The following is a 12,518-nucleotide window of genomic DNA, read 5'->3' on the forward strand; positions in this document are numbered from 1 at the left end:
GCGCTACCCCGGCTTCGCCCGCCGCTTTCCAATACACCGGGCGAAGCCGGTCCACCCCTCGAACGGAGTGAACCACCATGGAACTCGCAAATATCGATCTTGGCAAGCTGTTCGTCAGCAAGACCAACATGCGCCACGCCGACAAGACCCCGGATGTGTCCGACATTCTCCCCACCGTGCAGGCGCGCGGCATCATCGTGCCGCTGATCGTGCGACGCGGAGACGACGAGGGCAGGCCCGACTCGTTCGCGATCATCGCGGGCGCGCGCCGCTTTCGCGCCGCCACGCTGGCCGCCGAGGAGAGCGGCGAAGCTGACCCCGTGCCGTGCGCGATCATGGCGCCGGGCGACGATGCCGCCGCGCTCGAAGCGTCGTTGATCGAGAATATCGCGCGGCTCGACCCCGACGAAGTGACGCAGTGGACCACCTTTACCCGGTTGGTGAAGGAGGGCCGCAGCGTGGAACAGATCGGCCAGACCTTCGGCCTGACCGACCTCTATGTCCGGCGCATCCTCGCGCTCGGCAATCTCTTGCCCCGCATCCGCGACCTGTACCGCGCCGAGAAGATCGATGCGGCCTCCGTCCGTCACCTGACCCTCGCGACCAAGGCACAGCAAAAACGGTGGCTGGCGTTGTTCGACAGCGAGGACGACTATTGCCCGACCGGCCCGCAACTCAAGTCGTGGGTGTGCGGCGGCGCGGCGATCCCGGTCACATCGGCGCTGTTCCCGCTCGACGGCTACAAGGGCAAGATCATCGCCGACCTGTTCGGCGAGAACGGCTATTTCGCAGATGCCGAACACTTCTGGACGGCGCAGAATGAGGCCATCGCCGCGCGGATCGACGCTTACAAGGCCGATGGCTGGCGCGACGTCGAACTGCTCGAACCGGGCCGGTACTTCCATCGCTACGAGCATGAGAAAGTGGCAAAGGCCGATGGCGGCAAGGTGTTCGTCACCGTCCACCACAATGGCGAGGTGGAGTTTCACGAGGGCTATCTGACCGGCAAGGACGCGAAGAAAGCCCGTGCCAAAACCGCCAGCGGCATCAACGGCACGGCGGCGGGGGCCGACCTCAAACCCGCCGACACGGACCGGCCGGAGACGACCAGCGGCCTGCAACGCTATGTCGATCTTCACCGCCACGCCGCCGTTCGCGCCGTGCTGCTCGACCATCCGGGCGCGGCCTTGCGGCTCATGGTCGCCCACGCGATCAATGGGTCGGTGCTCTGGACGGTCAAGGCCGCCGACCAGCGCAGCGGCAGCGATGCGACCGACGAAAGCCTTGAAACCAGCCTTGCCGAAACGCTGTTCGATGCGCGGCGGCGCGCGGTGCTGGGTCTGCTCGGTTTCTCGCCCGACGACCTCACCGTCACCGGCGGCGGGGATACCGACCTTGCCACGGTCTTCGCCCGATTGCTGGCGCTGGAGGACGCGCAGGTGCTGGACGTGGCGGCGATCGTCATGGGCGAGACGCTTGCCGTCACCAGCCCGATGGTGGACCTGCTCGGCACATGGTTGAAGGTCGATATGGCCGACTTCTGGCAGGCCGACGACGCCTTTCTCGACCAGCTTCGCGACCGGAAAATCGTCAACGCCATGTTGCGCCAGGTGGCAGGCAAGAAGGTATCCGACGCCAATCTGATCGAGAAGGTGAAGACGCAAAAGGCGATCATCCGCGATTGTCTGGCGGGCGCGAACCAGCGCAAGAAGGTCGATAACTGGGTGCCCAAATGGCTGGCCTTTCCGCCCGCCGCCTATGCCGGACGGCCCTTGCCGACGCTCGACCGCTGGCGCGAGGTGGCGACGCTGGCGAAGACATTGCCGGCTCCCCTCGACGCCGCGCCGCCCGCTGCGGCGGCGGATGCCACCGAGCCGGACGGCGCGGTGAACCACCCCGCCTATCCGCTGGCGGCCTGATGAAACGGGGATCGGTGGCATCGCCACCGATCCTTTCCACCCGGGAAAGGGATCGATCATGACCATCGGACAGTTGCTCGAACGTCTTCGGATGATCGTCGCTCTCAATCCGCGCAGCGCCGACATTCCCGTCACCTTCGGCCCGGAATGCAAGCCGGTCGAAGGTGGTATCATCCGCCAGCATCAAGACGGTGCGACCCTCAATCTCGCTCCGCTTGCCCTAGATAAAGTCGGCGGCTTCTGACCTGCACTCCGCAAGCGGCAGCGGGAAAAATCGCGCCGCCCGCGCCCCTCACGGGACGCGGGCGGCCTTTTTTTTACGGGTTCCTGATGCCGCGTCTGGCGCGGCGCATCGCTTCGCCCGCGCCGCACCAGTCGGGCTTGCGCTCCCATCGCGGCCACCAGCGCGCCGCGCCCTGTCGCACCAATTCCGTGCCCACGTCATGCCCCCCCAACGTCAGCCGGGCGACCGTGCGGTTATAGCTGCGTCCCACCCGCTCGATCGTCACGACCTCGCCCAGCAGCATCGCCCGCGCGGTTTGCGCCGCCGCCCGACCCATCGCGATTTCGGCGCGGCCATGGGCCTGGTCGTCATGCGTTTCCGGCGCATCGATCCCCGCGATGCGGATGCGTTCGCCACCCTCCAGCCGTACCGTGTCGCCATCCGTCACGAAGACGATGCGCGCCGTCTCGGGCTCAGGCATGGCCCAAGCCCCGCCGCTTGGCACGACCATCGCGGCAGCATGACCGGCATCCCTCGCCATCCCAATCCGCTTGTCCTCGACCCTGTATTCATCATTCCCGCGCTCTAAGAAGCCGCCCCGGATTTTTCATGCCCGAATCACGGGAGAGGCCGGTTTCATCCGTTCCGCGTCCCACCAAAGCCCGCCATCGTCCTCCTGGATCCCGGACAGGCCCCGCCCTGTCGCGATCCTGACAGGAGCCACCACCATGGATGACGACGAGACCGTGCGTGCCCAGCGCGCGCGGAAAGCCAGTCCGTTTCTGGATACCAAACAGGCCGCACATTACCTCGGACTGACCCCCAAGACACTGCGCAACATGCGCTGGGATGGCGTCGGTCCGGCCTTCCGCAAGCATGGGCGTTTCGTGCGCTACCATATCGATGACCTCGACCGCTGGTCGCAAGACAGCGGGAGAAAGTACGATGCGTAAGCGCCTGTCCGCTTCGCGCCGCTACGCCGATCATCCGCACGAAGGCCATCCATCCACCGCAACCCGCCGCACCAATCGCCGCGCGCTCCTGATCGCCGCAACGATGGGCCTTGCCTTCACTGGCGGCGGAATCCTGTTGCAAAACGTCCTGCAACCCGCCCCCCGGCTGATATGGAATGCCTCCGCAAGCGCGCCGGTCGGCCTCTATGCACTCGCCCCGTTCACGCCGATCCGCACCGGCGATATGGTCGTCGCGCGCTTGCCAGTTGGCATCGCCATGCTCGCCGCGAAGCGCCGCTATCTCCCAATCGGGGTGCCGTTGGTGAAACGCGTCGGGGCCGTACCGGGCGACCGGATTTGTGCCATCGGGGCGATGGTCACCATCAATGGCCGCCCGGTCGCTACCCGCCTGCCGCGCGATCGCAGCGACCGCCCATTACCGTGGTGGCGTGGCTGTACGACGTTGCGCGACGGTCGGATATTCCTGCTTTCGCCCGTGCATGACGCGTTCGACAGCCGCTATTTCGGGCCGGTCGAAGCCTCCGCCATCATTGGGCGCGCCGCCCCGCTCTGGACCGATCCGGCTAAGGATTCCCGCGATGATTAGGCGGGCGACTTATCGGGTCACGCCGCTCATGGTCTTAGCGGCCTCGCCCCTCGGGGCCGCTGTGCCAGTGCCGCCCATTCGCGCAACGGACACAGCGGCACCCCCCACCGCGATACCGTCCGGGGTGGCGCGCTGGCAGCCCTATATCGAGGAGGCGGCGCAGCGGTTCGGCGTCCCCATCGACTGGATCGCCGCCATCATGGCCGCCGAGAGCGGCGGCGAAACCATGCGCGATGGCCGCCCGATCGTCAGCCGCGCAGGCGCTATGGGGCTGATGCAACTCATGCCCGCGACGTGGACGGACATGCGAAACCGTTATGGCTTGGGCGGCGACCCGCATGACCCACACGACAATATCCTTGCCGGGACCGCCTATCTCCGCCTGATGTACGATCGGTTCGGATATCCCGGCCTGTTCGGTGCCTATAATGCAGGCCCGCGTCGCTATGCCGATCATCTGGCGACCCGAACGCCGCTACCCACCGAGACACGCGCCTATGTTGCAAGGCTGGCGAGCCGGCCCGCGACCCCGGCGATGCCACCCGCGACGCTGTTCGGCGAACGCCTGTTCTTCCCGCTCGGTCACACGAAACCCGATGCGCGAACGGGCGAAACCGAACCGCATAATGGGCCGTCAACGGGGCTGTTCGTGCCTCTGACGCCTGCTCCCAGCCGCGACCGCTGAAGGGCATTGCGCGTGCGGAGAGGGGAAATATCCGCTCAGTCCCGCCCAGTATCCGCTATGGATCGGGTCGCCTCAAGGACGACGCCGGACACGATTTTTTCCGGCAATCGAGCGTCGGCTTTCTTGCCGCCAGGTCAGCCCCGCGCCGGAAAAAATCGCGCCCGGCATCGCCGCTGGCGCGGTCGCTCCGCGCTCCTTGACCCGGCCCGATCCATAGCGGGCGACGCCTCTGTCTTTCACCAGAAGGAGGCGACGATGACGACTCACATCACCATCGAACAGCACATGGCAGAACTCCGTGCCGAGGGCCTGAACACCACCAGCAAGCGCGAACGCAAACGCATTCTGGAGGAACTCCGGCTCTGCGAACTGATGCTGCTCAGCCTTGAATGGAAGGCGCAGGCCGAGGCTGCCCAAGGCCGGTGACGGACAAGGGAAGCGGTGCCCGACGGGTGCCGCTTCCTGCTGGCATTCAGCCTCTTTCAGACCGGAATGAGGGGGCATGGTCGGGCAGGCCGGGGAGGCGGGGTACTGCTGGAGGGCAAGATTAAAGCTCAGTCTCCCGACTGAGGTTATAACATTGTCTGCACATCGATTTTTGTGGAGATAGGAAGGTCTAGGATAGAGGCTGCCATGAGGTAAGCATTTGATAATAATCACGCGAACGGGAGATTTATTGATAATCCTGCAGGCTTGCGTTTCAATGGAACGGCAACAAGCCCGTAGAGACGGATCATCATGTTTGACGATGATTTCGAACCGAAACTTGGTCGTATTCGCGCCAGGCCACCCAAGGCACCCCGCAGCTATGTCCAGAAGGTGTTGCGCGCCGCATCCCTCGCCGGAGGTGGCAAGCCCGCGCGCGGGCACTTCACGGGCGCGCGGATCGGACGCGGGGCCGTCGCCGGACGGCAACTCGGCATCCGCGATCGATCGGGGCTCCGGCATCGTCGCGTGGTCGTCAAATATCGCCTCACGCCGATCCGTAATGCGAAGGGTCTGGACGCCGCGCGCGCCCATCTGCGTTACATCCAGCGCGACGGTGTGACCCGCGAGGGCGAGCCGGGGCAACTCTACGCGGCGGATAGTGATCGCGCGGATGGTCGCGCCTTTCTCGAACGCGCCGATGGCGATCGGCATCAATTCCGCTTCATCGTCTCGCCCGAAGATGGCGACCAATATGACGACCTCAAGCCGCTCACCCGGCGGCTCATGACGCAGATGGAGCAGGACCTGGGGACGAAGCTCGATTGGGTCGCGGTCGATCACTACAACACCGGCCATCCGCATACCCATATCGTCGTGCGCGGGCGCAACGATCGCGGGCAGGATCTGGTCATCGCTCCCGACTATCTGACGCGGGGCTTGCGCGAACGCGCGATCGAACTCGTATCGCTCGACCTGGGGCCACGCACGGCGCAGGAGATCGAGGAGCAGCTTTCCCGCGACGTCGGCCAGGAGCGATTGACCAGCATCGATCGCGATTTCCTGCGCGAGCACGACGCCGACCATATCGTGTCGGCAGCGGCCCTCGATCCGTTCCGGCAATCGGTGCGCGCCGGCCGGTTGCAGAAGCTGGCGCAACTCGGCCTGGCGGAAGAGGCCGAACCCGGCCGCTGGCGTCTGTCCGGTGATATGGAAGCTACGCTCCGGGCGATGGGAACGCGCGGCGATATCATCCGCACCATGCAGCAGGCGTTCGCCAAGCGCGACCTCGACCGGGCGGCGTTCGATTATGCCGTGGCCGATCCGGCGACCATGACCCCGATCGTGGGGCGCCTGGTCGACCGCGGCCTGTCCGACGAACTCAACGACCGCCATTATCTCATCGTGGACGGCACCGACGGACGCAGCCACTATGTCGAGATCGGCAAGGGCGACGCCACGCCATTCCTCCCCCATGGCAGCGTCCTTCGCATTGCACCCCGGTCCACCGAGCCGCGCGCCGCCGATCGCACCGTCGCGGAGATCGCCGCCGCCCATGGTGGCCGGTACAGCATCGACATTCATCTGCGGCACGATCGCGGCGCGACGCAGACCTTTGCCGAAACCCATGTCCGCCGGCTCGAAGCCATTCGCAGGGCCATGGGCAATGTCGAACGTGAACCGGACGGCACCTGGATCATTGCGCCCGACCATATCGAACGGGCGGCGGCGTTCGAGGCGCGCCGTGCGCGCGCCGCGCCGATGACGATCGACACCCTGTCCGCGATCCCGCTCGATCGGCAACTGGCCACGGAGGGGGCGACCTGGCTCGATCGGGAATTGGCTTCGGGTGGAAGCGAGGCGTTGCGAGACGCCGGTTTCGGCCGAGAGGTGCGCGATGCGCTCGACCGCCGGCGGCAATGGCTGATCGCGGAAGGACTGGCACAGGAGGAACAGGGACGCGTGATGATGCGGGCGAACCTGCTCGGTGTTCTCCGGCAGCGCGAATTGAATCGGGCGGCCGGCCAGCTCTCGGACGAACTCGGGCTGGATTACGCCGAAGCCCGGTCGGGCGAGCGGATCGACGGCATCTACCGGCGGCCGGTGGACCTCGCCTCGGGGCGGTTCGCGCTGGTCGAACGGTCGCGCGACTTTACCCTCGTTCCGTGGCGGCCGGTGCTGGACCGCCACATCGACAAACCCGTCTCCGGCATCATGCGCGGCGATGCGATCAACTGGACGATCGGGCGGGAGCGGTCCGGGCCGTCGATTTCATGAGGTCTGCGGCGGCGAGGCTGGAGCATCCGGCGTCGGCCCGGTGTCGCTCTGCTCGGTCGGTTCGGCAACAGCCCACATCTCTTCGCTCAGGCGTCGTTGCTGCTCTTCATAGCGTCTTCGGTTAGCGACTTCCCGGTCGTACTCGCCTTTCAGATAGTCCGGCACGTTCCAGCCGCTCCCGTAATCGACGGCAGTGATCTTGTGGGCCTTGCGGGTTTCAGCCGCGATCACACCGGCCAGAAGCCCGAGCCGCGCAGCCTCTTCGCGGACCTGCGGAAAAATCTCTTCTCCATCGGCAAACTCCCAGAGTCCTTTGAACATCGCCCTGGTCGTCTCGACCTCGACGCGAAAGCTCTGGATTTTCGTCGTTGCTTTCAGACCCAGCGCCTTCCAGTCGATCGAGGCCGGAAAGTCGGGCAGTTCAGCAATGTTGCCGCGCACCGTACCGGCGTTGCCGTCCGAGGCGTGATAGTTCCTACTGTCACCAACAAGTGCTGCACATTCCCCCGCATAGGCTTCCAGCGCAATCGCCAGGTAGAGCGCGGAAAAGCCGGCATCCTTGGTCAGCTTCAGGCGGTCGCGAATGGCCGTCCACACCTGGTTTATCACCGCCGACAGCACCGACGAACCCAGTAGAAGGGCGACCACGCCGCCTGTTTCCAATGCCATCGATCCGCGAGCCTCCCTTGTATGGGCGGCGTATAGCTCTTGACGGTCGACCGCACCACGCAACGAGCGATGCGGTCGATTCAAGAGATGGGCGCGTCGGTCGATTGCGCGGGTCGGCGGGGCCGGGAAGTCCCGGAACCCCGCACAGCCGCAGGTTCACTAGCGGCCTTGCCCCGTCCGTTGCGCGTACGCAGCCGCCAGCACGGAAGCGTCCAGGCCATCGGCCGCCTTGGCGGCGTTCTCTGCGTCGATCGCGGCCTGCCGAGCGGCCGGACCACGCTCATACTCTGTCTTGAAGGCCTTCCCAGCCTCTTCGGCAGCCGTCTTCGTCGCGAAACGGCGCGACTTGGTGCCGCTGCCGTCCATGTCGAACCACCACGGCCCCGGATCGGTCCCCATCACGTCACCCACTGCCATGTCCGTCTCCTTCGAAAATGATATCGTCATCGGTCGCGTGGATCGCAACATGCGGGCTTGGCTGAAGGGATGAAGGCTTGCCGCTGCCCGGCCGGAGATATACATTTCCGGTGGCTATCATCGGGAGTCGGGCGATGCAGGTTTCGAAATGGGGCAACAGCCTCGCGGTGCGGTTGCCCACGTCGATCGTGGAGGCGCTGGGATTGCGCGAGGGCGACGATATCGAGTTCCACGTCGCCGACGCCCGGACGATGGGCGTCGCGCGCAAGGCCGGGCGAGCCGAGATGCTGGAACGGCTGCGCGCCTATCGCGGCCGGTTGCCCGCGGACTTCAAGTTCGATCGGGACGAGGCGAATGAGCGGTAGTTTCGCCGACACCAATATCCTGATCTACCTCGCGTCCGGCGACGCACGGAAAGCCGCGCGGGCCGAAAGCGTGCTGGCGACCGGCTGCACGATCAGCGTGCAGGTGCTCAACGAGTTCACCCATGTCGCCCGGCGCAAGATGGCCTTCACCTGGGACGAGGTGCGCGATTTCCTCGCCACGGTGCGCGCCGTTGCGAAGGTCACGCCGCTGACCATCGAGACGCATGACGAGGGCCTGCGGATCGCCGAACGGTATCGCCTGTCGGTCTATGACGGAATGATCGTCGCGGCGGCGCTGCGGGCGCGGTGCCAGACGCTTTGGTCGGAGGACATGCAGGACGGGCTTGTCGTGGACGGGCGGTTGACGATCCGCAATCCGTTCGCGCCGGAGGGAGATCATGGGAGCGAGGCAGGAGTATGACGAAGCAGTTGATGATGGCAGGTGTCGCGGTATCCATCGCGCTGGCGGGCTGTTCGGCCGGCGGCTCCTCCGGCCTGTCGGAAGATGACATCCACAAGGCGCTCGCCGATGCGCTTGATCGCCCGTCCTGCATGACGGACGTGGCGTTCACATCCTTCCCCGTCGAACCGCCTCCGGCGCTGTTTGGCAACGGCCACCGGGATTTCGATGCGCTGGTGTCCGCCGGTCTGGCGACGAAGACCGGCAAGGTCTATGCGCTCACGCCCGCCGGAAAGGCGGCGTTCAACCCGGAGCGGAAAGGCTTCTGCTACTCGGCCGGCCACCAGATCGTGAAGGTCCTCGACGTCGCCCCCATTCCCGACGCCCAGCTCGGGCAGGTCGCGGACAAGGGATGGACGGTCACGCTGTCCATCGCCCAGAAGCCCGTCGCCGCCTGGGTGCGGACACCCGCCATTCAAAAGCGCGTGCTCGACCCGACGGACCTGTCGACGGAGCCCAAGACCTACCATGTCACATTGGGCCGCGAACGGGGCACGGAAGGCGTCAAGCGCTTCGACGCCATGTTCAACCTGCCGTCGGGCTTCAGCTATTGAGCGAGCCCCGGAACGCGTCATGGCCCCATATCGTGACCGCCCGGAGACCCTGCGCCTTTGCAGGTGCGGGCCTGCGATGCAGCGCGTAGTGGCTGGCTGATGCGAACCACCATCGATCATCTGCCGGACTGGAAACAGCGCGAATTGCGCGAGGTGGTACGGATCATCCTCGACCGCTTCGAGGAAGCTCACACCCGCCAGGCCACGCAGTGGAAGAAGAAGGGGCGCATCCACAAGATCATCCTGTACGGCAGCCATGCGCGCGGCGATTGGGTGTACGAGCCGCATACCGCCAAGGGCTATTGCTCCGACTATGACCTCATGATCGTGGTCAATCACAAGCAGGTCGCCGATCACGGCGATTTCTGGCACGGCCTGCGCGACGAATTCAACCGGATGCGCGCGGCGCGCCACCTGAAAACCCCGGTCGGGATGATCGTCCACACCCGGCAGGATTTGCACCAGTCGCTGACGCAGGGCCGCTATTTCTTCGTGGACGTCGCGCGCGAAGGCGTGATGCTCTATCAGGATGACGACAAGCCGCTGCCCAAGCCCCGGCCACAGACGCCGCAATCACAATTGGCCATGGCGCGGGAATATTTTTCTGAATGGTATGTCACGGCTGGCGAATTTTTCGACAATTTCGAGTTCAATTTGACGAAGGGGCGAGCCAACAATGGTGCCTTCCAGTTACATCAGTGCGTCGAACACCTCTATCATACGCTGCTGCTGACGAAGACGCTCTACACGCCCCATGTCCATAATATCCGCTACCTCCGAGATGAAGCGGGCAAGATCGACCGGCGGCTTGTGCATGTCTGGATCGAGGACCAGCATTGGCAGCGCGCGGCGTTCAATCTGTTGCGCGAGGCGTATGTGAAGGCGCGCTACTCCAAGCGCTATGCCATTTCCGCCGAGCAACTCCGCTGGCTCGGCGAACAGGCGCAGGAACTGGCACGCGTGGTCGAGACAGTGTGCCGCGAGCATATCGCCGACTTGGAAGCGGCGGCCGCGGCCACGAGCGGGGGTCAGTCGTCCCCGTCCACCGGCGCAACGGCTCCAACGAAAGTCGCGGAATAGGGCAGCGATCATGAAGACGGGTATCGACCATCTCCCGGGCTGGAAGCAGAACGAGGTCCATCGTGCGGTGCGGATCATCTTCGAGGAGTTCGAGGATGCGCTCGCCACCGCCGAGACCGATTGGAGGAAGCGCGCCAAAATCCTCAAGATCATCCTGTTCGGTAGCCATGCGCGCGGCACCTGGGTCTATGAACCGCATACCAAGGTCGGCAAGCACTCCGACTATGATATCCTTATCATCGTCAACGACGACCGGCTGACCGATTGGGAAACCTACTGGTCGTCTCTCAGCAAGCGCCTCAACCTGGAATATCTGATAACGCACAAGCTGTTAGCCCCGGTCCAGTTCTTCGTGCATTCGCTCGATCAGGTGAATGACATGCTCGTGCATGGCCGTTATTTCTTCATGGATATCGCCCGTGAGGGGATCGTTCTTTACGAGTCCGATGATACCCCGCTGGCTGACCCGCAGCCCAAGACGCCTGCCCAGGCGCTCAAAATGGCGCAGGAATACTACGATCTATGGATTCCCAGTGCCGGCGAGTTTTACGATAATTTCGAGTTCGGGATGGGAAAGCAACGGCTCAAGAACGCGGCATTTCAACTACATCAGTGCGTCGAGCGTTTGTATCATGGTACGATGCTGGTCCGAACCTTCTACACGCCGCACAGTCACGACCTCGTAAAGCTGCGCGGTCAGGCGGAACAGATCGACCCCCGGCTGATCGAGGCATGGCCGCGCCAGCGCCAATGGGACGTCGACGCCTATGAAAAGCTACAGGAAGCCTATGTGAAGGCCCGCTACATCAAGGACTTCCACGTCGAGCGCGACCAACTGGAATGGCTCGGCGAACGCGCCGCGATCCTGACGCAACTCGTAGAGCAATCCTGCCGCGAACACCTCACCACCCTGGCGCTTGCCGCAGGGCAATAGGCAACGCGGCGGGTTCCGCCCCAACTTTGGACGCTTGACGATCTAGACGTACACGCTTGTAGCGGACATTCTCATACCATGTCTGATAGGTCGCCTGCCCTTCGCAACCGGCTGTTTTGGCTCGTGTTCATCGTCTGGCTGGCAACAGCGGTTCCGATCCCGCTCTTTAGCTTATTCACCTTAGAACTTCCGCTTTGGCCGACCTTTTCGGCGGAGAGCACACGGAAAGGCATCGCGATCTGGGCGATCTTCGCGGCATGGTTCTACATCACACCGCTTTTACTTGTTGTCGTCCGCCGCCGGGGCCGAATGACCGCTCCCGAGCGGGAGCGCTACTAGCCGCCCGACCGTTATCCACCCCAATCGAACATTCGGCTATGGTCCCATAGCGGCATTGCTCGCAGCCTGGTCGCACGATACGTCGCCTGAGCCAGCGTGACGGAATTGGTAGACGTATCGCTACAGCGGTCCTGGAAACGGGTGCGGGTTCGATCCCCTGCCGTTGGCAATCTTCGCCCACTTATGGACGCCACGTGTCGGTTTTTAGCTTAATCCTGCTGATGATGCCGGGGCAGCAATGCTCCCACCGCTCCGGCCATGAAGCTAACTTTTAACGGCTCCCCTTCGGCTACGGATGCGAGCACGTCGAGGTATAAGGCCAGTTGGTCACTCGTGACGGCAAGTGCCCCGGTGTGAATGATCTCCGACGGGCCGTCCCTCTCAAGCGCTATGTAGAGCGCCTCCTCAAGCTGTCCCAAATTTTCAAAGCTGCCGAACCCCGTGAGTAGCTGGTCGCCGATTGTGGCCATCAGCGCTTCCCACGCGAGACCGCCGGCTATGTTCACCGTCGCCAAATGAGCCTCCATCGTAGCCGATCTCGATAGACGCGGATGGCACTCGCATAAAGTGTCCGTTATCGCCCAATAAGAGCTTCTTTCGCGAAAGAAGT

16 protein-coding genes and 1 pseudogene are annotated in these 12,518 nt (G+C 64.2%); 13 read left to right on the forward strand and 4 right to left on the reverse strand.

Annotated features, from left to right (window positions below; translation table 11 throughout):
• The first annotated feature begins 77 nt into the window (after positions 1–77).
• Complete coding sequence (locus QE385_RS16260; RefSeq protein ID WP_307103599.1) at positions 78–1,919, forward strand: ParB N-terminal domain-containing protein; 1,842 nt, start codon at positions 78–80, stop codon at positions 1,917–1,919.
• A gap of 58 nt (positions 1,920–1,977) precedes the next feature.
• Positions 1,978–2,163, forward strand: coding sequence for a hypothetical protein (locus QE385_RS16265; RefSeq protein ID WP_307103601.1), 186 nt, complete (start codon positions 1,978–1,980; stop codon positions 2,161–2,163).
• Between the two features lie 73 nt (positions 2,164–2,236).
• Here QE385_RS16265 and QE385_RS16270 read toward each other — a convergent pair whose 3' ends face one another.
• Positions 2,237–2,623 (reverse strand): thermonuclease family protein, encoded by a 387-nt coding sequence (locus QE385_RS16270; protein ID WP_307103602.1) that lies wholly within the window; start codon positions 2,621–2,623, stop codon positions 2,237–2,239.
• Positions 2,624–2,870: 247 nt separating this feature from the next.
• Between QE385_RS16270 and QE385_RS16275 the strand changes: the two genes are divergently transcribed.
• The 5 genes from QE385_RS16275 (at position 2,871) to rlxS (ending at position 7,090) form a co-directional block, all read left to right on the forward strand.
• Positions 2,871–3,095 (forward strand): helix-turn-helix domain-containing protein, encoded by a 225-nt coding sequence (locus QE385_RS16275; RefSeq protein WP_307103604.1) that lies wholly within the window; start codon positions 2,871–2,873, stop codon positions 3,093–3,095.
• A complete protein-coding gene (locus QE385_RS16280) occupies positions 3,088–3,702 on the forward strand; it encodes a S26 family signal peptidase (protein WP_307103606.1) in 615 nt (204 codons plus the stop codon). Before QE385_RS16275 ends, QE385_RS16280 begins: the two co-directional genes overlap by 8 nt.
• 28 nt (positions 3,703–3,730) lie before the next feature.
• Positions 3,731–4,387 carry a lytic transglycosylase domain-containing protein gene (locus QE385_RS16285; RefSeq protein WP_307103608.1) on the forward strand — a complete coding sequence of 219 codons (657 nt, stop codon included), beginning with the start codon at positions 3,731–3,733 and terminating at the stop codon, positions 4,385–4,387.
• Positions 4,388–4,642: 255 nt separating this feature from the next.
• Entirely contained in the window at positions 4,643–4,813 is a 171-nt protein-coding gene (locus QE385_RS16290) for a hypothetical protein (RefSeq protein WP_307103610.1), read from the forward strand.
• 312 nt (positions 4,814–5,125) lie between these two features.
• Complete coding sequence (rlxS, locus tag QE385_RS16295) at positions 5,126–7,090, forward strand: relaxase/mobilization nuclease RlxS (protein ID WP_307103612.1); 1,965 nt, start codon at positions 5,126–5,128, stop codon at positions 7,088–7,090.
• Here rlxS and QE385_RS16300 read toward each other — a convergent pair.
• Positions 7,085–7,759 carry a hypothetical protein gene (locus QE385_RS16300; RefSeq protein WP_307103614.1) on the reverse strand — a complete coding sequence of 225 codons (675 nt, stop codon included), beginning with the start codon at positions 7,757–7,759 and terminating at the stop codon, positions 7,085–7,087. The two genes, rlxS and QE385_RS16300, sit on opposite strands and share 6 nt — an antisense overlap.
• 159 nt (positions 7,760–7,918) lie before the next feature.
• A complete protein-coding gene (locus tag QE385_RS16305) occupies positions 7,919–8,176 on the reverse strand; it encodes a hypothetical protein (protein WP_307103617.1) in 258 nt (85 codons plus the stop codon).
• 134 nt (positions 8,177–8,310) lie between these two features.
• Between QE385_RS16305 and QE385_RS16310 the strand changes: the two genes are divergently transcribed.
• The 6 genes and pseudogenes from QE385_RS16310 (at position 8,311) to QE385_RS16335 (ending at position 12,077) form a co-directional block, all read left to right on the forward strand.
• On the forward strand, positions 8,311–8,541 hold the full coding sequence (locus tag QE385_RS16310; RefSeq protein WP_307103619.1) for an AbrB/MazE/SpoVT family DNA-binding domain-containing protein: 231 nt from the start codon (positions 8,311–8,313) through the stop codon (positions 8,539–8,541).
• Complete coding sequence (locus tag QE385_RS16315; RefSeq protein WP_307103621.1) at positions 8,531–8,962, forward strand: PIN domain-containing protein; 432 nt, start codon at positions 8,531–8,533, stop codon at positions 8,960–8,962. The genes QE385_RS16310 and QE385_RS16315 overlap by 11 nt, the downstream gene beginning before the upstream one ends.
• Entirely contained in the window at positions 8,959–9,555 is a 597-nt protein-coding gene (locus QE385_RS16320; RefSeq protein WP_307103624.1) for a hypothetical protein, read from the forward strand. The genes QE385_RS16315 and QE385_RS16320 overlap by 4 nt, the downstream gene beginning before the upstream one ends.
• A 63-nt stretch (positions 9,556–9,618) precedes the next feature.
• The gene (locus QE385_RS16325) at positions 9,619–10,635 is read left to right on the forward strand and encodes a nucleotidyltransferase and HEPN domain-containing protein (RefSeq protein WP_307104774.1); all 1,017 of its coding nucleotides are present in this window, start codon (positions 9,619–9,621) and stop codon (positions 10,633–10,635) included.
• Between the two features lie 10 nt (positions 10,636–10,645).
• Positions 10,646–11,569: a HEPN domain-containing protein gene (locus QE385_RS16330; protein ID WP_307103626.1), complete on the forward strand. Its 924-nt coding sequence runs from the start codon at positions 10,646–10,648 to the stop codon at positions 11,567–11,569.
• Positions 11,570–11,998: 429 nt separating this feature from the next.
• Positions 11,999–12,077 (forward strand): annotated as a pseudogene (locus QE385_RS16335).
• A gap of 40 nt (positions 12,078–12,117) precedes the next feature.
• Here the strand turns inward: QE385_RS16335 and QE385_RS16340 are convergent.
• Positions 12,118–12,423 (reverse strand): hypothetical protein, encoded by a 306-nt coding sequence (locus QE385_RS16340; protein WP_307103628.1) that lies wholly within the window; start codon positions 12,421–12,423, stop codon positions 12,118–12,120.
• Positions 12,424–12,518 lie beyond the last annotated feature (95 nt).

This window comes from Sphingomonas sp. SORGH_AS_0950, assembly GCF_030818415.1.
In the GTDB taxonomy this organism is placed as follows: domain Bacteria; phylum Pseudomonadota; class Alphaproteobacteria; order Sphingomonadales; family Sphingomonadaceae; genus Sphingomonas.